Here is a 20,641-nt window from a genome sequence, read left to right on the forward strand (position 1 = left end):
GCCGGGCAGCCTTGTGGGGCTGCCCGGCGGGGTGGGGTCTACTCCAGCTCGCCGGTGGCGGCGAGGCGCTGGTACCAGTGGGCGCTGTCCTTCCAGGTGCGGACCTGGGTGTCGTAGTCGACCCGGATGATCCCGAAGCGGCGGTCGTAGCCGTAGCCCCACTCGAAGTTGTCCAGCAGCGACCAGACGAAGTAGCCCCGCACGTCCGCGCCCTGCGCGCGGGCGTCGGCCACCGCGCCGATGTGCCCACGCAGGTAGTCGATGCGCCGGTCGTCGTGGATGCGACCGTCGGCCGACACCTCGTCGTCGAACGCCGCGCCGTTCTCAGTGATCATCATGGGCTGGTTCGGGTACTCGCGCCGCAGGCGCAGCAGCAGCTCGGTCAGCGCCGGCGGGTCGATGTTCCACCCCATCGCCGTGTACGGGCCGGGCTGCGGCAGGAAGTCGACGTTGTCCGCGGCAACCCACGGCGTCGAGGTCGACGCGCCGTGCCCGTCGGCGTCGGAGCGGGCCGACACCCCGTCCCACGCGCGGACCAGGGTGCTGGAGTAGTAGTTGACCCCGAGCACGTCAAGCGGCACCGCGATCGCCTTCTCGTCGCCCTCACGGACGAACGACCAGTCGGTGACGGACGCGGTGTCGGCCAGCAGGTCGGCCGGGTACTCCCCGTCGAGCATCGGGCCGAGGAACGCCCGGTTCGCCAACGCGTCGATCCGCCGGACCGCGTCCTGGTCGGCGGCCGAGTCCGACGCACCCCGGATGACGTGCAGGTTCAGCGTCACCGACAGCTCGGCGGAGGGCGCCAGCTCCCGGACCACCCGACCGGCCAGGCCGTGCGCGAGGTTGAGGTGGTGCACCGCGGCAAGCGCCGCCGCCGGCTCGGTCCGACCGGGCGCGTGCACCCCGGAGGCGTAGCCCAGGTACGCGGAGCACCACGGCTCGTTGAGCGTCGTCCAGGTGTGCACCCGGTCGCCGAGCGCGCCGACGATGCCCGCCGCGTACTCCTGGAAGCGCAACGCGGTCTCCCGCACCGCCCACCCGCCGGCGTCCTCCAACTCCTGTGGCAGGTCCCAGTGGTACATGGTCGCCACCGGGCGGACGCCCCGCTCGAGCAGCCCGTCCACCAGCCGCGAGTAGAAGTCGATGCCCGCCTGGTTGAAGGCGCCCGAGCCGCCCGGCTGCACCCGGGGCCAGGAGATGGAGAACCGGTACGCGTCGAGCCCGAGGTCGGCGATGTGCCCGAGGTCCTCGGTCCACCGGTGGTAGTGGTCGGCGGCCACGTCGCCGGTGTCCCCGTTGAGCGTCCGGCCCGGGGTGTGGCTGTAGGTGTCCCAGATGGACGGCCCGCGCCCGCCCTCGGTCGCCGCGCCCTCGATCTGGTACGCGGCCGTCGCGGAGCCCCAGACGAAGCTCTCCGGGAATTGGTGTTGCGTCATCGTTCCGTCCCCTGGATCTCGCAGATGTAGCCCGTCGAGGTGCCGGCTACCAGTTCGGCACTGGCCGTCCCACCCTCGTAGCGCACGTCGAACTCGGCGCCCGGCCCGTTGCCGGGTGACGGTACCCGTACCCGGGTGCGCTGCCCCTCGGCCGGTGCGTACACCCGCAGCCGCACATCGTCGGCCCACTCGTAGTCCGGTCGGTCCGTGCGGGAGCCGAACGGGATGACCGCGCCGGGCCGGGCCAGCACCGGCAGGCTGTCGAAGCAGTGCTTCTCGGTAAGCCACGCCGGGCCGGTGACCTGCGCGCCGGTGATCAGGTGCGTCCAGGTGCCGGCGGGTACGTAGTAGGTGACGTCGCCGTCGGCGCTGAGCACCGGGGCGACGAGCACGTCCGGGCCGAGCATGTACTGCCGGTCCAGGTACGCCGTCGCCGGGTCGTCCGGGAACTCCAGGAACATCGGCCGCATCACCGGCGTACCGTGACGGTGCGCCTCCTCGGCGGCGGCCGCCAGGTACGGCATCAGGCCGAGCTTGAGGTGGGTGAAGTGCCGCAGCACGTCCACGGCCTCCTCGTCGTACGCCCACGGCACCCGGTAGGAGCCGGACCCGTGCAGCCGGGAGTGCGAGGAGAGCAGCCCGAAGGCGACCCAGCGTTTGAACACCGCCGGGTCGGGGGTGCCCTCGAAGCCGCCGATGTCGTGGCTCCAGTAGCCGAAGCCCGACGACGCCAGGGACAGGCCGCCGCGCAGCGACTCGGCCATCGCGACGAACGTCGCCTCGCAGTCGCCGCCCCAGTGCACCGGGAACTGCTGCCCGCCGGTGGTCGCCGAGCGTGCGAACACCACCGCCTCGCCCTTGCCGCGCTCGGTCTCCAGTAGCTCGAAGACCGCCTTGTTGTAGAGGTACGAGTAGTAGTTGTGCATGCGCTGCGGGTCGGAGCCGTCGTGCCACACCACGTCGGTGGGGATGCGCTCGCCGAAGTCGGTCTTGAAGCAGTCGACGCCCATGTCCAGCAGTGCCTTGAGCTTGCCGGTGAACCAGGCGACCGCGTCCGGGTTGGTGAAGTCGACGAGCGCCATGCCGGCCTGCCACATGTCCCACTGCCAGACCGAGCCGTCCGGGTTGCGGACCAGGTAGCCGGCCTCGCGGCCCTCCTCGAAGAGGTACGAGCGCTGCGCGATGTACGGGTTGATCCAGACGCACACCTTCAGGTCGCGCTCGTGCAGCCGGCGCAGCATCCCCTCCGGGTCGGGGAAGGTCGCCGGGTCCCAGACGAAGTCGACCCAGTGGAACTGGCGCATCCAGAAGCAGTCGAAGTGGAACACCGACAGCGGCAGCCCGCGCTCGGCCATCCCGTCGACGAACTCGGTCACCGTCTTCTCGTCGTACGAGGTGGTGAACGAGGTGGACAGCCAGAGCCCGTACGACCACGCGGGGACCCGGGCCGGCCGGCCGGTGAGCGCGGTGTACCGGCGCAGCACGTCCTTCGGGGTGGGCCCGTCGATGACGTAGTAGGTCAGCGACTGGCCCTCGACGCTGAACTGGGTCTGCGTGACGACCTCGGAGCCGACCTCGAACGACACGTGCTCCGGGTGGTCCACGAAGACCCCGTAGCCGGCGCTGCTGAGGTAGAACGGCACGTTCTTGTACGCCTGCTCGCTTGCGGTGCCGCCGTCGGCGTTCCAGATGTCGACGGTCTGCCCGTTCTTGACGAACGGGCCGAAGCGCTCGCCCAGCCCGTACACCGTCTCACCGACGCCGAGGGCGAGCCGTTCGTGCACGTGCGGGCGGCCCTCGGCGTCGGTGACGACGCCGATGCTGCGCGCGGTGGACGCGGTGAGCAGCCGGTCGCCGTGCCGGAAGTCGACCCGCCACCCGTCGACGAGCGCGACCCGCGCGGTCAGCTCGCCGGTGGTCAGCGTCGCGCTGAGCCCGGTGACGTCGACGGTGACCGGGTGCGTGTCGTCGGTGCTCAACCCGAAGTGCGGCTCGCGGGGAAGCCCGCCGGTGTGGTGGGCGATGGTCACCCCGACGACGCCGGGGGCGGGGGAGAAGAACCGGACGGTGACCAGGGGGCGGTTGAGGGTGTCACCGCGGCCGCTGATCTGACCGGTGGGTGCGAAGACGGTGAAGCCGTGCTCGTCCGGCTCGACCGACTCGACGGTGCCGGGGCGCAGGACGCTGACGCCGGGGCGCAGCTGCCAGTACCCGTCGGTGAACTTCACTTCTCGGCTCCTGCCGTGATGCCGCGCGCCAGGGTGCGCTGGAAGATGAGGAAGAAGAGGATGGCCGGCACCAGACTGATCAGCGCGCCGGCGTTCGTGGTCGGCGCGTCCATCAGCCGGTCGCCCTGCAACGACGCGAGCGCGACCGGGATGGTCTGTGTCTGGTTGTCGATGAGCATGACCAGCGGGATGAGGAACTCGTTCCACGTCCAGATGAAGAAGAAGATGAGCAGCACCGCGAGGGTGGGCCGCAGGTTGGGGAAGACCACCCGCCACAGCACCGTCCACTTGCCGGCGCCGTCGAGCGCGGCGGCCTCCAGCAGCGAGCGCGGGAACGTGCCCAGCACCGAGGCGAGCAGGTACGTGCCGAACGCGCTCTGGATCACGGTGAAGATGATGATCACCGAGAGTTGGGTGTTGTAGAGGCCGACCTGCTTCGCCACGTAGTACAGCGGGTAGATCAGCGCCTCCTGCGGCAGCATGTTTGCAAGCAGGAACAGGCCGACGATCCACAGCCGGCCGCGGACCCGGCCGATACCCAGGGCGTACGCGTTGAGCAGCGAGACGACGACGCCGAGCACGGCCACCGAGCCGGCGATGACCGCGGAGTTCCAGAACTTGAGCGGGAAGTTCACCTCGGTCCAGTAGGTGCGCAGACCCGTGGTGTAGAACCCCGTCGGCCAGCTCAACGGGCCGCCCGACGAGTAGTCGCCGGGCGACTTGAACGCGTTGAGCAGCATGAACGCGAACGGCACCAGCATGACGAGCGCGCCGACGGTGACCAGGGCGAGCACCACCCAGCGGCTGACCCCCCGGTGGTGCCGGTCGGGTACTGGCCGGGCCGGTGTCACCGGCGCGGGGCTCGGTGTGAGCGTGACGGCCATGTCAGATCCCCCGGTCCCGGCGCTCGCTGCGGGCCTGCACCCAGATGAAGACCCCGGCGACCACCACGATGATCAGTGTCAGCACCATGGAGATCGCGGAGCCGTAGCCGACCTGCAACTTCTTGAAGAACGTGTAGTAGGCGAAGTAGGACGGCACGTTCGTGGCGTTGTCCGGGCCGCCCCGGGTCAGCGCGAAGATCGGCCCGAACACCTTCAACGCGGCGATGGTGCAGGTCAGGGCCACTACGAAGGTCTCCGGCCGGATCTGCGGGAGGGTGATCGCCCGGAACCGGTGCAGCCAGTTCGCGCCGTCGACCTCGGCCGCCTCGTATAACTCGGGGTCGACCCGCTGCAACGCCGCCATGAAGACGACCACCGGGTAGCCGATCTGCACCCAGATCATCACGGCCATCACGGCCGGCAGGGCGGTGTCCGGGTCGCCGAGCCAGTCGTGGCGTAACGCGCCGAGACCCACCGCGTCGAGGAGGCTGTTGAACGCGCCGTCGGGGCGGAGGATCCAGCCCCAGACGATGCCGGCCACCACCACCGGCAGTACCTGCGGGAGGTAGAACGCGGCCCGCAGGGCGGCGGCGGTGCGGGGCTTGAACCGGCGGCCGATGACGTCGAAGAGCACCGCGGCGAGCAGCAGCCCGAGCAGGGTTGGCACCACCACCATCGCGACGAGCATCCAGACGGTGTTGCGGAACGAGGCCCAGAACACGTCGTCGTGCAGCAACTGCTGGTAGTTGTCCAGGCCGACCCAGCGGGGGTCGCCGATGCCGGACCACTTGGTCAGCGACAGGTAGAGCGTGCCGACCAGCGGCGCGCCGACGACCAGCAGGAAGAGCACCGCTCCGGGGAGCAGGTAGAGCCAGTACGCCGCGTCGCGGCCGCGGCGTCGGCGGCGGGGCGCGGGCGGGGTGGGGGTCGCGGCCGGCGGTGTGGCGGCGACCGTCTCGGAGACTGCCATGGAAGATCCTTCCCGGTGGAGCGGGCGGGCGCGCCCGTGGTGCCGGTCGCGCCCGCCGCTCGCCGTGTCACTTGCCGGTGATCTCCTTGACGCCATCGGCGTACGGCTTGGCGATCGTGTCGAGGACCTGGTCGGGCGACTTCGAGCCGTTGATCAGACCCTGGAAGCCGGAGACCAGCACGTCGTAGTAGCCGGGAACCGGCCAGTCCGGGTAGAAGGCGAGCCCGTCGGACTTGCTGACCGTGTTGAAGTCCTCGATCAGCTTGCGGTCCTTCGGGTCGCTGATCTTCGACGCGTCGGCGGCCACCGGGACACCACCGTTGTTGCCGATCAGGTCCTGGATCTCCGGACGCAGGGTGATGTCGATGAAGTCGTACGCCAGGCCCTTGGCCTTGCTGTTCTCCGGGACCACCCAGATGTTGCCGGAGGAGCCGGCGTGCAGGGTGTTGCCGGGGAAGAGGAAGGTGTCCCAGTTGGCCTTCATCTCGGTCTTGAACCGGCCGTACCACCAGCTACCCGAGACGATCATCGGAACCTTGCCGCTGATGAAGGCGGTGCCCATGTCCTCGGCCTTGAGACTTGCCGAGTTCTTCGCGACGTAGCCCTTCTGCACCCACTGGGCGAAGGTGTCCGCACCGTACTTGAGCGGGTCGGCCTTGAAGTCGACCGGGCTCTTGTAGAGCTGGTAGTTGTCGACGAACTGCCGGTCGCCCTTGGAGAGCGCGAGCTGGTAGAAGAGCTGCCCGGCCGGGTACTCGGCGCCGGCCATGCCCAGCGGGGTGACGCCCTTGCCGACGAAGGTGTCCATCGCGGCGGTCATCTCGGCCATCGTGGTCGGGACCGTGACGCCGTTTCGCTGGAACAGGTCCTTGTTGTAGTAGACCGTCACGTACTCGCCGTAGTTCGGCACGCCGAACCACTTGCCCGAACCCATCACGCCCTTGTCGCTGTACCTGGCGGTGGTCTGCAGGCTGGGGCTGAGCTTGCCGGCCCAGCCGCGCTTGTCGGCCTCGCTGCTCAGGTCGGCCAACAGGCCCTGGGAGGAGAGCAGCCCGGCCGTCGCGTTGCCCTTGTTGTACTCCATGATGTCCGGGCCCTCGGACGAATTGATGATCATGCTGGCGTTCTGCTGGATCTGCTCGAACGCCTTGCGCTCGAAGCGCACCTCGACGCCCGGGTGCTCGGACTTGAAGATCTCGATCGCCTTGTCCCAGCCGACGCCCATGGCGCTGTTCTCGCTCTCGTAGTGCCAGAGCTTCAGGACCTTGGCGTCGCTGTCGTCCCCGCTGTCACCACCGCCGCAGGCGGCCACGGTGGTCGTCGCCATCGCGGCCAGGGCGATCGCGGCGACGAGCCGGTGGAATCGCTGCATTAGCATCCTCCTCGTTGAGTATCTAGCCGGTACTTCACGAGGCCCGTCGTCGCGTTGCAGCGCGGCGGCGGGCCGTCTACTGATCAGCCCCCATAGGTGGGTGGCTTCGGGGCGCGGCGGTCGACCCCCGGACCTCCAACGCGCACGGCAACAGTTGCTGGTGGCGCTCGGCGGCGGAGCCGCTGAGATGGCGCTCGGCGGCGGAGCCGTTCGGATGGCGCTCGGCCGCGGGGCCGTCCAGGTGGCGCACCAGGGCCTCGATCGCGATCCGACCCAACGCCGAGCCGGGTGACGTCATCGCGGTCAGCGCCGGGGTGGCCAGCTCGGCGACCTGCGGCGAGGTGACCATCGAGACGACCGAGACGTCGTCGGGCACCGACAACCCACGGCCGGTCAGCTCGCCGAGGATGCCGAAGATCGCGCTCTCGTTCATGGCCAGCACCGCGGTCAGCTCCGGAGCCTGCGCGAACGCGGCGGCCAGCGCGGCCCGCCCGCCGGCGGCGCTGTCCTCGGCCGCGATCATCACCGGCTCCAGGCCGTGCCCGGCCATCGCCGCCGTGAAGGCGTCCCGGGTACGCAGCGCGGGCCCGTAACCGCTGGCCAGCGTCGCGGCCGAGTGGTTGACGTAGACGATCCGACGGTGCCCGAGGCCGACCAGGTGCGCGACGGCCTCCCGGACGGTCTGGTCGAAGTCGATGTCGACGTAGGAGAGCGTGCCAGCGTCGCCGGTACGGCCGATCAGCACCAGCGGCACCCCCGCCTCCTGGAGCACGGTGACCCGCTCGTCAGCCAACTGGACCTCCATCAGCACGACCCCGTCCAGCATCCGCTGGCTGGCCAGCCGACGCAGGTCGTCGAGGTTGCTCCCGCCGACCGGCGAGAGCACCAGGTGGTAGCCGGCGCTGCTGGCCGCGGCGGCGGCGCCGGTGACGAAGGCGGTCTCGGTGGCGCCGAGGCCGCGTTCGTCCATCGGCATCAGCAGGCCGAGGATCCGGCTGCGGCGACTGGCCAGCCCCCGGGCCATCGCGTTGGGCTGGTAGTCGAGCTGCGCCATCGCCGCGAGCACCTTGTTACGGGTGGCCTGCGAGATCGGCCGGGTGCCGGTGAGCACGTACGACACCGTGCTGACCGAGACCTGCGCGAGGCGGGCGACGTCGTGCATGGTGGCCACCGCGCACCTCCTCCGGTCGGGGTGGGAACGCTCCCGAAACTGCGTCGAAGCGTTTCGACGAAGCGATTCGACAGGACGCTAGGCCACCTGTTACGGCGACGTCAATAGCCGATGTCGAAAAGAATTCACCGACCCCGCAGCACCCTGCGCCCGCCCGCCCGGCACCCTGCGCCCTGCGCCCGCCCGGCACCCTGCGCCCGCCCGGCACCTGGCACCCTGCGCCCGCCCGGCACCTGGCACCCTGCGCCCGCCCGGCACCTGGCACCCTGCGCCCGCCCGGCACTCTGCGCCCCGCGCCTGCCCCCACCCTGTACCCGCCGCGCGCCTGCCCTGCGCCGTCATCGCACCCGCGCTGTCCGTCCCTGCGCCTGCCCTGCGCCGTCCCCGCGCTCGCTGTCGCTCGCGCATGATCGTCGCCGCCAAGATCCGCGCAACATCGGGGATGTTGCTGCCTCCCGGTCGTCTGAGGCAGCAACATCCAGGAAGTTGCTCGGACCGCCCTCACCGCGCAACGAGTCGGCGGCAAGATCGTGCTCGATCCTGGATGTAGTGGTCTCGGCGCGTCGGCGATGCCACTACATCCAAGATCGAGCACGATCTTGGCGCGGGGCGCGGGGCGCGGGGCGCGGGGCGCGGGGCGCGGGGCGCGGGGCGCGGGGCGCGGGGCGCGGGGCGCGGGGCGCGGGGCGCGGGGCACGGGGCACGGGGGTGGGGCGAAGGGGCGGCCCGGTGCGTGGGCTGCGGGCATGGGCAGAGTGCGCGGGGGCGGCGGGCGGGTCCGTGGTGGTGTGTGCGCGGCGGGGGCGCGGGTCAGGGCAGGTTGAAGAGGGTGGCGGCGCTTTCCCAGCAGACCGCGCGCAGCCAGTCGTCGCCCAGGTCCAGCCGTGCCAGCCCGGTCAGTTGGTCGGCGTACGGGTACGGGATGTTCGGGAAGTCGCTGCCCAACAGGACCTTGCCGGCCAGCCCCAACTCGCGCAACCGGGGCAACTCGTCGGTGGGGAAGGGGATGAACTGGTCGAAGAAGGGCGTGAACGCCATTGTGGTGTCCAGCCGGACCTGCTCGTACGTCTCGGCGAGGTCCAGGAAGGCCCGGTAGTCCGGGGCGCCCATGTGCGCCACCACCGCGGTCAGCCGAGGGTGGCGGGCGAGCAGGGCGGCGAACGGGTCGGGGCCGGTGTGGAGGGTCCCGACCGGGGCGTGCCCGGCGTGCACCACCACCGGCACACCCGCGTCGGAGAGCATTCCCCAGACCTGGTCCAGCGCCGGGTCGGTGGGCGCGAACCCGCCGACCTGCAGGTGCAGCTTGAACAGTCGGGCGCCTTCCGCGAGGGCCGCCTCGACGTACCCGGGGGCGTCGGGCTCGGGGTAGAACGTGGCCGAGGCCAGGCACCCGGGGGTGTCGCGGGCGAAGTCCAGGGTCCAGCGGTTGAGGTCCGCCGCCATGCCCGGGCGGTGTGCGTACGCCAGGGCGCTGAACGCCCGTACGCCGAGCCGGCGCAGGTGCGCGATCCGGTCGGCGTCGCTCCAGCGGTACAGGATTGGCCATTCGGTGCCGACCAGGGGCCCGGCGGCGTCGAAGTAGGCCCACACCCGACGCAGCAGTCGCGGCGGCAGGAAGTGCACGTGCACGTCGGCGAGGCCGGGCAGGCCCAGCGCACGGCAGAAGTCCGGTACGCGTTCGTCCGCGTCGGGCGGCACCGTCAGGTGTTCGTCGGCCGCGTCGGGTGGGACCGGCAGGTAGTCGTCCGCGTCAGGCGGCACCGTCAGGTGTTCGTCGGCCGCGTCGGGCGGGACCGGCAGGTCGTCGTCGGCCGTGCCGCGCGGCTCCGGCGCGGGGTCGGTCATATGTCGATGTCGAATCGGCTCAGCACGGAGGGAGCGATCAGCCCGACGGTGGCGAGTGCCGAGACGACGGTCAGGGCGATGCGCATTCCGACCACTTCGGCCTTGCTGCCGACGCGTAGGGCGATGCGGTTGGGTAGGCCGATCATCATCCACATGCGCCGCTTGATCGGGATCGGCCAGAGGATCGGCACGCCGGCTCGGGTGATCATGTCGCCGAGGATGTGCACGAAGCAGCCCACGCCAAGGGCGGTGCCGATCAGTGGATAGCCGCGTCCGCCCGGCAGGTTGGCAAAGGTGAACCAGGCCGCCCCGGCCGATGCGAGGGTGATGATCACCCAGCCGGCCCGCTCGGCCCACTCGTCGAACAGCCCGCGTAGCGCCAGGCCGAACATGAAGAACAGGATGGTGATGACCGCCCACTTGCCGTACGCGGCGCAGAGCGCGGTGGTGCCCCAGCCGACCAGCACGGTGAACGGCAGCGTGTGGGTGAGCGTCCGGTGTCCGTTGTTGCGGCGTGGGTCCTTGCTGAGCTTCGTGGCGTAGTAGACCCCGAGGGAGATCTTCTCCATCACCTCGGCGGCGAAGAGTGAGAAGACTCCGAAGGTGCGGGCCACGGTGGCCCCGCCCTGGTTCTTGGTCACCTTGCCCGACATGTCGAGGTCGGGAAAGAGCGCGCCACCGGCGCACACCGCGGTGCCCACCGCCAGCGCGAGCGGCGACTGGTGGTAGTCGGCGAACTGCTCCAGTGCCCAGGAGCCAGCCAGCCACACCGCCGCGCCGGACAGCGCGTGTTGCGGTCCCATCATTTCGGCTCACCCTCCCCAGGGATCTTGAGCGCCCAAAACTACGCCACTGTAGTCAGCGTCGGCGCCGCAGGGGCATCACCCGGAAGGTCCACATTGGAGCGTGTCACAGGGTGGGGGTGAAGCTCTGCCGAATCATCGGCAAGTATGCCGCGTTGACCTGCCAGTCGAACTCTTCTGTCAACCACGAGACGGTGTAGGAGCGGTCGGCCGAGGTGTTGGCGAGCAACCGGAAGCTGTGCACCGGAACGCCGAGGGCGTTCTGCCAGCCGCACTCCCACACCGCGCCGCCCTCGAAGATGTCCATCGCGGAGATGTCCACCTTGCGGTAGCCGGGTAGGGCACCACTGACGGTCAGCCGCGCCTCCTCGGCCGTCCAGTGCGCCACCGGGTCGGCGCGGGCCGGCCCCGCCTCCACGCTGAGCACCCGGGAGCCGGCGGACTTCCGGAAGCAGGTCACCGGGCCCTCGGTCCAGCGCGCCCAACCCACCGGGGCGGCGATCCGGAACCCGGTCGGGTCGTCGTACCAGGTCCAACCCTCGCGCAGCCCGTACTTGGCGTCGGCCGGCGGCGAGACCGCCACCACCGGCGTCGCCGACGGCGGCGGCACCGACGCGCAGGCGAACGCCGCCGGCCGGGAGGTCGGCGCGCCACCACCCGCGCCGGACGGTGGGGTGCGCTCATCGTGCCGGTCGACAAGCGCCAGGGTGACGCCTCCCGCGACGAGCAGGGCGGTGGCCGCGCCACCCAGGGCGATCAGACGCCGCCGCCGGCGTGTCGGGCGCGGTGCCGGCGCCGCCGGCTCGCCCGGCGGAGTCACCGGGTCGGCCGGTCGGGGCGCGACGACCCGGCTGACGCCGCGGATCGCCGCGACCGCCGAGGAACGTCCGGATGCGGGCTCGTCGTCGCCTGTTGCCGCGCTGCGCAGCAGCGGCTCCGCCTCGACGGCGGTCAGCCGCCGCCAGGGGTCGCGTTGCAACAGGCCGGTGAGGACGGGACGCAACGGGCCGGCCCGACGCATCGGATCCGGGGGTTCGGTGGCCAACGCGCTGAGCGTCGCCATCGCGCTCGACCTGGCGTACGGTGACTGCCCCTCGACCGTCGCGTAGAGCGTCGCGCCCAGCGACCACATGTCGGTCCGCGCGTCGGACACCCCTTCGCGGGCTCGCTCGGGGGCGACGAACTGGGGTGAGCCGAGCACCGTGCCGGGCCCGGTCATCGCGCCGTCGCCGCCGTCGAAGGTGGCCAGCCCAAAGTCGGTGAGCATCACCCGCCCGTCGTCGGCCACCAGCACGTTGTGCGGTTTCACGTCACGGTGCAGCACTCCGGCGGTGTGCGCGGCCCGCAACGCGGCGAGGACCGCCAGCCCGATCCGGGCGGTACGCTGCGGGCTCAGCGGGCCGTCCGCGCTGATGATCTGCTGCACCGAGCGGGACGGTACGTACTCCATCACGATCCAGGGGCTCTCCCGGTCGTGCACCACGTCGTAGAGGCGGACCACGTTCGGATGGTTGAGCCGGGCGGCGGTGCGCGCCTCGCGCAGCGTCCGGAGCCGCAACTCCTCGCGCTCGGTCTCGGCCAGCCAGGACGGCGGTACGACCTCCTTCACTGCGACGTCGCGGTGCAGCATCTCGTCGCTAGCGAGCCACACCCGGCCCATCCCGCCGGTGCCGACCAGGTCGAGCAGCCGGTACCGACCCGCGATCAGCAACTGCTGCACGGCCGCTCCCCCTTGGTCACCCCGGAATCCACGATAGCCACCAATGGCGGCTTTCTCATCCACTGAGCGGCCTCGATCCACGCCGGACGGTGGTTCGGATCATGGCCATACGGTGCAGGTCAGCGGGGTGGTCGGAAACTATTTCGCACCGGTTGCCAGTCGGTGACGGCCCCGCCCCAGTCCTTGTCGTGGGTGATCCACCCGAGCGTCCAGCGGCCGGTGTCGACGGTCTGCTGCCGGGCGTGCAGCCACGGGCCGCTGTGGGGGGCCTGCCACCGGCACTCCCACTCCGCCCCGCCGTCGGCGCTGGCGAGCCGGATCTCGTCGTACGCCGGCAGGGCCCCGGCCCCGATGGCCGCGTCCCGGGCCGCGCGCAGCCGGACCAGCGGGTCGGCGCCGTTGCCGGGGGTGACGCTGAAGGCCCGACCGGTCGACGGGTCCTGGAAGCAGGCCACCCCGTCGTCGCGGGAGTAGTACCAGGTCGCCGGCACGGAGACCCGGAAGCCGGTGGTGTCGACGTGCCAGATCCAGCCCGGCGGCGGTCGGAACAGTTCGCCGGAGGCCGGGTCGCCGGCCTGCACCGGCGTGCCGGAGATGTGCGGGCGGACACACGCGAACGGCGGTGGGGGGCCGTCCCGCCCGTCCGGCGGCGGCCCGGGCCGGTCGGGGCCCGGTCCGCCCGGTCCCCCCGGGCCGCCGTCGGGTGGACGGTTCCACGGCTGCGGCGAGGGCGAGCTGGCGACGTCGTCGGGCTTGTCGCCGGAGAAGGTCAGCGCGGTACCGACACCTGTCGCGGCGGCCACCAGCAGCGCCACGCCGATCAGTGCCATCCGGCGGCCGGCGCGCCCCCGGGCCGCCCGGTCCGCGCCGGGCGCGGGGGAGGCCGTGGTGGGGCCGGAGGACGGGTCGGGGAGCGGGATGGTGACGTCCTCGTTCTCGTCGTCGACGGTGGCGGGATGGGCGACCAGGCCCGTCGTCGGCCCTGCGGTCGGGAGCCGGCCGCCCGGCGACGGCGGCTCGGCACGGCCGGTCGCGGCCACCGTGAGCAACCGACGGGCGGCGTCGTGGTCGAGGCGGTCACGGGGGTCGCGGCGCAGCAACCCCGCCAACACCGGCGCGAGCGCCCCGGCGTGCGGGGCCGGGTCCGGCGGTCCGGCGGCGAGTGCGCTCAGGGTGGCCATCGCGGTGCTGCGGGCGTACGGGGACTGCCCCTCGACGGCGGCGTGCAGGGTCGCCCCGAGCGACCACAGGTCGGCCGCCACCGTGGACGCCCCCTCGGCGGCCCGCTCCGGGGCCACGTACTGCGGGGAGCCGAGGACCATGCCGGGGCGGGTCATCGCGCCGTCGCCGCCGTCGAAGGTGGCCAGCCCGAAGTCGGTGAGCAGCACCCGGCCGTCGTACGCCACGAGCACGTTCTGCGGTTTGATGTCGCGGTGCAGCACCCCGGCGGTGTGCGCGGCCTGTAGGGCGTCGAGCACGGCCAGGCCGATCCGGGCCGCGCGGGTCGGGTCGAGGGGCCCTTCGGCGTCCACGACGTCCTGCAGGGTGCGCGACGGGACGTACTCCATGACGATCCACGGGCTGCCGTCGACCGCGACGACGTCGTAGAGCCGGACCACGGCGGGGTGGTTGAGTCGGGCGGCGGCGCGCGCCTCCCGCATGGTGCGCGAGCGCACCTCGTCGCGTTCGTGGTCGGTCAACCAACTCGGCGGAACGATCTCCTTGACCGCGACCTCGCGGTGCAGCATCTCGTCGTGGGCGCGCCACACCCGACCCATGCCCCCGCGACCCACCAGGCCGAGCAGTCGGTACCGACCGACGATCAGCACCTGTGCACGCTCCTCCTCAGCCGCTGTCCGGGCTACACCCTAACCAGCGGATCGGGAGTCACCTATCGGTCGGCCGACTCAGCCCAGCGCGGCGGTGAGCAGGTTTCCCTCCGGGATGGCGATCCGGGTGCGTCCGCCGGCCAGTTTCGCGGCGGCGCGGCGGGCCTGCACGGGGCCGTGTTCGCGGCGGGCGGTGGCGTAGCTGGCGGCGGTGCGGGCCGCGATGGTGGCCCAGCCGTACCGCTCGCCGACCATCGTGCGGGCCCGGCGGGCCAACCGCCGGGCGAAGACCTCGTCGCCGAGGAGTTGGTCGACCGCGCCGGCGAGCGCGTCCGGGTCGCTGTGCGGGAAGGTCACCCCGGTCACCCCGGGTTCGACGATCTCGGCGAGGCCGCCGGTACGGGCCACGGCGAGGGGTGCCCCGGCGGCCGCCGCCTCCAGCGCCACCATGCCGAACGGTTCGTAGAGGCTGGGGACCACTGTCGCGTCGGTCGCGCCGAGCATGGCCGGCAGTTGGGTGGAGTCGAGGAACCCGGTGAACCGGACGGTCGAGCTGAGCGCCAGTCGCCGGGCCTCGGCCTCCAACTCGGTGCGGTACGGGCCGTCGCCGGCGATCACCACGCGCAGCCCCGGGTGCCGTTCGCGCAGCCGGGGGATGGCGTGCACCAGGTGCTGGACGCCCTTCTCGTAGACCAGTCGCCCGGCGTACCCGACGAGGGGGCCGTCCGCGGCGAACCGTGCTCGGGCCGACGCGACCGCTCGGGGGCGGGCCCGCCAGGCCCGGTCGTCGACCCCGTTGGGCACCACGTCGACCTGGGCGGCCGGTACGTCGAAGAGCGCGGTCACCTGGTCGCGCATGTAGCCCGAGCAGGTGATCACCCGGATGGAGGAGCCGCTGAGCCAGTGCTCGACGCCGTGGATGGTGCGGTTCATCTCCTCCGGCAGCCAACCCTGGTGCCGACCGGCCTCGGTGGCGTGGATGGTGGTGACCAGGGGCAGGTCCAGGTGCTCGGCGAGGGTGACGGCGGTGTGGGCGACGAGCCAGTCGTGGGCGTGGATGACGTCGTAGGCGCCGGCCTGGGTGGCACGCAGCGCGGTGCGGGTGAGGGTGTGGTTGAAGGCCATCGTCCAGGCCAGCAGGCTGTTGGTGGCGAGCGGGAAGGCGACCGGGTCCTCGGGGGCGCGCAGGATGCGCACGCCGTCGGCGTACTCCTCCAGGGGTGCGCCGTCGGCGTGCCGGGTGACCACGGTGACCTCGTGCCCGGCGGCGGCCAGGGCGACGGAGAGGGCGTGCACGTGTCGGCCGAGACCGCCGACGAGCACCGGCGGGTACTCCCAGGAGAGCATCAGCACCCGTAGCTGTCGGGCGGGGTTGATGTCGATCACGTGGGCATCGAGTGACATGCGGCCCCCTTTGAGTTGTCCCCGGGCGCGCGCCGACCGACACCGGAGTCGATGTCGCCGTCGCGTCTGGATCGAGGCCAATCCTGCCGGGATCGCGATAACCAGCGGCGACACCACCGTTGCGGTCGTGTAAAGCGCTACCGGCTCTTTCGTCGCACCCGCAGCAGCTCGGCCACCGACCATGCCTGGAACGGGCACCCGGTAGCGCTGTGTGGCGCGAGGCCGTCGGCCGTTTCGCTTACTGAGCCTATCCCATATTCCATCAAATGTGCCTCAATGCCGACGAACACGTCATCGACGGACATCTTTCCTCGTCGGGCGGCGTCCACGTACGGGCCGAGCAGCCACGGCCAGACCGTGCCCTGGTGGTAGCCCCCGTCCCGGTCGGCCGGGCCGCCCCGGTGCCGGCCCACGAACTCCGCGGAGTCCGGGGCGAGGCTGCGCGGCCCGAGCGGGGTGAGCAACCCGCCCGCGACCCGCCGCAGCGTCACCTCGTCCGGCTGCATCGGCGCGTACGGCAGCGACCAGGCCAGCAGTTGGTTGGGGCGCAACGCGTCGTCGTCGTGCAGCGCGGCGCCTCCCAGCGGGTACGCCGGCGCGGGCGCGTCGAGCACGTCGTGCAGCCAACCGGTCGGCGCCGGGAACCGCTCCCGGAACGAGGCGGTGGCCTGCCCGTGTCGGCGCCACAGCTCGTCGGCGTTCTGCCCGGCCAACTCGGTCAGCTCGGCGAGCCCGGCCAGCCCGTTGATCCACAACGCGTTGACCTCGACCGGCTTGCCGGTACGCGGGGTGACCGGCACCCCGTACACCCGGGCGTCCATCCAGGTCAGCGCGGTGCCGGCGGCGCCCTGGGTGAGCAGACCGTCGGCCGGGTCGACGCGGATCCCGTACCGGGTGCCGGCGGTGTGGGCGTCGACCACGGCGCGTAGCGCCGGCAGCAACTCGTCGCCGAGGTCGGTGTCGCCGGTGACGGTGACGTGCCGGCTCACCGCGTGCAGGAACCACAGCGTGCCGTCGACGGTGTTGTACTCCACCCGACCGGTGTCGGCCGTGTTGGCGAGCATCCCCTCGGAGAGCGTCGCCGCGTACGCCCGCAGCAGCTCCCGGCCCTCGTCGGCGCGACCCGTGCAGAGGAACAACCCCTCGTACGAGATCATCGTGTCCCGCGACCACGCCCCGAACCACGGGTAGCCGGCCACCACGTCGACCGCCGCCTGCCGGGTGCGCACCACGAACGCGTCGGCGGCAAGCGTCAGGGTGGCCTCGATGTCGTCGGCGGGCTTCGCCGCCGCCACCACCCGCCGGTTGCGCTGACGCGCCGCCGCCACGATCTCCGGGGCCGGTGGCGGCTCCTCGTCGAGTCGACCGGCCCAGGCCCGCACCGACACCGTGTCGCCGGGACGTTCCAGCTCACCGGCGAAGCGGCCCGCGTACCACAGGTCCTCGTCCGCGTTCAGGCCCCGGTTGGCCTCCTCCCGATGGTGTACGCCAAGCCACCACTGCCCCTCGGGCGACCAACCCGGGCCGGAGAGCCGGTACGCGCCCTCGACCACCGCGCCGTCGGCCACCGCCTCGACCTGCGGGACCGGGCCGTCGGCCCGCCGTTCACCGTGCGCGTCGCGCCAGGTGCAGGCGGCCGACAACTCCAGCCGGACGGGACCACCGGCGACGAGCCGGTGCACCACCGCGACGCAGGAGCGGCCGGGAAACATCGCCAGCTCCCGTTCGATCACCACCGCGCCGATCCGCCACCGCCACCGGGGCAGCCCGTCGACCAGGTCGAAGCGCTCCAACAGCTCGAAGCCGCGCGGGTCCACGTCGCCCGAGGCCCACTCGTGCGCACCGAGGCGGACCCGTGCGCCGGACGGCAGGGTGACCGCAGGATCGAGACTGACCAGTCCCACCTGGCGGGCGGCCGGCGTCTCGCCGGGAACCACGAGCAGCCCGTGGTAGCGACGCGTCCGCAGCCCGCCGACAGTGCCCATCGCATAGCCGCCCAGCCCGTCGGGGACCAGCCACTCACGGCTTGCCGCGCTGGTCAGGTCGCCACAGACCTGCGGGCCGAAGTGAATGTCGATCAACTTTCCTCCACCGTCGGCAACGTGTAACACGCCACGACGAGAATGGCCGCTGTGGTCAAGTACCGCGGCGACGTCAAAGATGTGCATGTGATCACCGACCGATCGTCCTCCGACGCCTCGCCACCCGACGCTGAGCGGCTCCGGCTCGCCCAGGCCGACTCGGGGGAGCAGGACTGGCGTGCATGGGGTCCCTATCTGTCCGAACGGGCGTGGGGGACGGTACGGGAGGACTACAGCGAGCACGGTACGGCCTGGGACTACTTCCCGCATGACCATGCGCGGTCCAGAGCCTACCGGTGGAGTGAAGACGGGATGGCCGGCGTCTGCGACGAACGACAGACCTTCGCGTTCGCCCTCGCCCTCTGGAACGGCAAGGACCCGATCCTCAAGGAGCGGATGTTCGGCCTCGGCGGCGACAGCGGCAACCACGGCGAGGACGCCAAGGAGTACTGGTGGTACGAGGACTCCACGCCCACCCACTCCTGGATGCGCTGGCGCTACCACTACCCGCAGGCCGCCTTCCCGTACGACGAACTCGTCGCGGTGAACGCGTTGCGCGGCCGCGACGACACCGAGTACGAGCTGGTGGACACCGGAGTCTTCGACGACGACAGGTACTGGGCGGTGACCGTCGACTACGCCAAGGCGTCCCCGACCGACCTCTGCATGGTGGTGACCGTCGCCAACCGGGGCGACCAGCCGGCGACCCTGCACGTCCTGCCCACCCTGTGGTTCCGTAACACCTGGTCCTGGGGCCTGCCCGGCGGCGACCGGATCCCCCGGCTGACCGGCCAGGGCACTCGGCTCGTCGGCGAGCACCGGGTGCTCGGCCAACTGCTGCTGGAGGGCGACGGCGGCCCGGTGCCGCTGCTCTGCGACAACGACACCAACGCCGAACGGCTCTGGGGCCTGCCGGGCCGCTCGCCCTACCCGAAGGACGGCATCAACGACCACGTCGTCAACGGCGCGGCCACGGTCAACCCGGCCCGGGAGGGCACCAAGGGCGCGCTGCACTACGTGCTCGACGTGCCAGCCGGCGGGCAGCGCCAGATCCGGCTGCGGCTGACCCGTACCGCGTCGCCGCCGGCCGCCGCCCCGCCACCCCCGGCCGACCTCAGCGACGGCTTCGAGGCCGTGGTGTGGGCGCGGCGGGCCGAGGCCAACCGCTTCTTCGCCGGGGTGATCCCGCCTGCCGCCACCCCCGACGAGGCGCTTGTCGCCCGGACGGCAATCGCCGGGCTGATGTGGGGCAAGCAGTTCTACCACTTCGACGTCAAACGCTGGCTCGACGGCGACCCCGGCTCGACCCCGCCGGCCGGGCGTCGACACGGGCGCAACAGCGCCTGGTGGCACATGACCAGCTTCGACGTCATCTCCATGCCCGACCCGTGGGAATACCCCTGGTACGCCGCCTGGGACCTGGCCTTCCACTGCGTCAGCATCGCCCGGGTCGACCCGGGCTTCGCCAAGGAGCAGATCCTGCTCCTGCTGCGCGAGTGGTACCTGCACCCCAACGGGCAGATCCCGGCGTACGAGTGGGCGTTCGGTGACGTGAACCCGCCGGTGCACGCCTGGGCGGCGCTGAAGGTGTTCGAGATCGACGGCGGCCGGGACTACGAGTTCCTGGCCCGGGTGATGCACAAACTGCTGCTCAACTTCACCTGGTGGGTCAACCGTAAGGACACCGGCGGCAACAACGTCTTCGAGGGCGGCTTCCTCGGGCTGGACAACGTCGGGCCGTTCGACCGCTCGGCGGCGCTGCCGGTCGCCGGCGTCCTGGAGCAGTCCGACGGCACCGGCTGGATGGGCATGTACGCGCTCAACCTGCTGGACATCGCGATCGTGCTGGCCGAGCACGACCGGACCTGGGTGGACACCGCCACCAAGTTCTTCGAACACTTCGCCTACATCGCCGCCGCCGCGTACGAGCAGGGCCTGTGGGACGACGAGGACGCCTTCTTCTACGACGTGCTGCGCCTCGCCGACGGCACGAAGGTGCCGCTGAAGGTCCGCTCCGTCGTCGGGCTGCTGCCGCTGGCCGCCACCACCCGGCTCACCGCCCGGACCCTGCACCACCTACCGGAGCTGGGCGCACGGCTGCGCTGGTTCCTCACCAACCGACCGGAGTACGCCCAGGTGATCGGCAGCCGCCGACTGGGCCCCGACGGCCGCCAGCAGCGACTGCTGTCCATGGTCGGCCCGGAGCAGGTGGTCCGCCTCCTCGCCCGGATGCTCGACCCCGACGAGTTCCTCTCCGACTTCGGCCTCCGTACGCTGTCCCGCGCGCACCTGGACAAACCGTTCTCGGTCACCCTCGGCGGTCAGGAGTTCTCCGTCGGCTACGAGCCGGCCGAGTCGACAAGCGGCCTGTTCGGCGGCAACTCCAACTGGCGCGGGCCGATCTGGATGCCGACGAACTTCCTGCTGATCAGCGCGCTGCGCGACTACGCGGCGTTTTTCGGCGACGACCTCCAGGTGGAGTACCCGACCCGCTCCGGGGTGAAGCGCACCCTCGACGAGATCGCCGACGACCTCTCCGCACGGCTGATCTCGCTCTTCACCCAGGACGACTGGGGTCGACGGCCGATCTACGGCGCCGCACAGATGTTCCAGACCCACCCGGACTGGCGCGACCTGATCGCCTTCCCCGAGTACTTCCACGGCGACAACGGGGCCGGGTTGGGTGCCTGGCACCAGACCGGCTGGACGGCCCTGGTCGCCGACCTGATCCTCACCCTGCGCCGCTGACCCCCACCAGCGCCGCCGCCGGCCTGCCCCGCCCGCCTGCCTGCGCCACCGCCCGCGTGCCCCACCGCTCGTCCGCGCCGCTCGTCCGCCCGTCTGCCGCCGTCCGCGCCGCTCGTCCGCGCCGCTCGTCCGCCCGTCTGCCGCCGTCCG

At 71.8% G+C, this 20,641-nt stretch carries 13 protein-coding genes; 1 reads left to right on the plus strand and 12 read right to left on the minus strand.

From position 1 onward, the window contains the following. Positions 1-38: 38 nt before the first annotated feature. From AB0C15_RS00060 to AB0C15_RS00115, 12 genes are all read right to left on the minus strand, one after another. The gene (locus tag AB0C15_RS00060) at positions 39-1,436 is read right to left on the minus strand and encodes a GH1 family beta-glucosidase (RefSeq protein ID WP_357346989.1); all 1,398 of its coding nucleotides are present in this window, start codon (positions 1,434-1,436) and stop codon (positions 39-41) included. Beyond that, complete coding sequence (yicI, locus tag AB0C15_RS00065; RefSeq protein WP_357346991.1) at positions 1,433-3,664, minus strand: alpha-xylosidase; 2,232 nt, start codon at positions 3,662-3,664, stop codon at positions 1,433-1,435. Before yicI ends, AB0C15_RS00060 begins: the two co-directional genes overlap by 4 nt. Next, positions 3,661-4,548, minus strand: coding sequence for a carbohydrate ABC transporter permease (locus AB0C15_RS00070; RefSeq protein WP_357346994.1), 888 nt, complete (start codon positions 4,546-4,548; stop codon positions 3,661-3,663). The genes yicI and AB0C15_RS00070 overlap by 4 nt, the downstream gene beginning before the upstream one ends. Position 4,549: 1 nt before the next feature. After that, positions 4,550-5,518 carry a sugar ABC transporter permease gene (locus AB0C15_RS00075; protein ID WP_357346996.1) on the minus strand — a complete coding sequence of 323 codons (969 nt, stop codon included), beginning with the start codon at positions 5,516-5,518 and terminating at the stop codon, positions 4,550-4,552. 67 nt (positions 5,519-5,585) lie between these two features. Next, a complete protein-coding gene (locus tag AB0C15_RS00080) occupies positions 5,586-6,890 on the minus strand; it encodes an extracellular solute-binding protein (RefSeq protein ID WP_357346998.1) in 1,305 nt (434 codons plus the stop codon). A 76-nt stretch (positions 6,891-6,966) separates the two neighbouring features. Further along, positions 6,967-8,052, minus strand: a complete 1,086-nt coding sequence (locus AB0C15_RS00085) for a LacI family DNA-binding transcriptional regulator (protein ID WP_357347867.1) — start codon at positions 8,050-8,052, stop codon at positions 6,967-6,969. An 819-nt stretch (positions 8,053-8,871) separates the two neighbouring features. Next, the gene (locus AB0C15_RS00090; protein ID WP_357347870.1) at positions 8,872-9,759 is read right to left on the minus strand and encodes an amidohydrolase family protein; all 888 of its coding nucleotides are present in this window, start codon (positions 9,757-9,759) and stop codon (positions 8,872-8,874) included. Between the two features lie 143 nt (positions 9,760-9,902). Next, positions 9,903-10,712 (minus strand): metal-dependent hydrolase, encoded by an 810-nt coding sequence (locus AB0C15_RS00095; protein WP_357347000.1) that lies wholly within the window; start codon positions 10,710-10,712, stop codon positions 9,903-9,905. A gap of 103 nt (positions 10,713-10,815) precedes the next feature. Further along, complete coding sequence (locus AB0C15_RS00100) at positions 10,816-12,429, minus strand: serine/threonine-protein kinase (RefSeq protein ID WP_357347002.1); 1,614 nt, start codon at positions 12,427-12,429, stop codon at positions 10,816-10,818. 119 nt (positions 12,430-12,548) lie between these two features. Continuing rightward, a complete protein-coding gene (locus AB0C15_RS00105) occupies positions 12,549-14,258 on the minus strand; it encodes a serine/threonine-protein kinase (protein WP_357347004.1) in 1,710 nt (569 codons plus the stop codon). Positions 14,259-14,336: 78 nt separating this feature from the next. Beyond that, a complete protein-coding gene (locus AB0C15_RS00110; protein ID WP_357347006.1) occupies positions 14,337-15,662 on the minus strand; it encodes a glycosyltransferase family 4 protein in 1,326 nt (441 codons plus the stop codon). Positions 15,663-15,799: 137 nt separating this feature from the next. Next, positions 15,800-17,743, minus strand: a complete 1,944-nt coding sequence (locus AB0C15_RS00115; protein WP_357347007.1) for an amylo-alpha-1,6-glucosidase — start codon at positions 17,741-17,743, stop codon at positions 15,800-15,802. 42 nt (positions 17,744-17,785) lie between these two features. Between AB0C15_RS00115 and AB0C15_RS00120 the strand changes: the two genes are divergently transcribed. Next, entirely contained in the window at positions 17,786-20,491 is a 2,706-nt protein-coding gene (locus AB0C15_RS00120; protein WP_357347009.1) for a glucosidase, read from the plus strand. Positions 20,492-20,641: the final 150 nt, after the last annotated feature.

Origin of the sequence: Micromonospora sp. NPDC048835 (genome assembly GCF_040649995.1) — a bacterium.
GTDB lineage: Bacteria > Actinomycetota > Actinomycetes > Mycobacteriales > Micromonosporaceae > Micromonospora.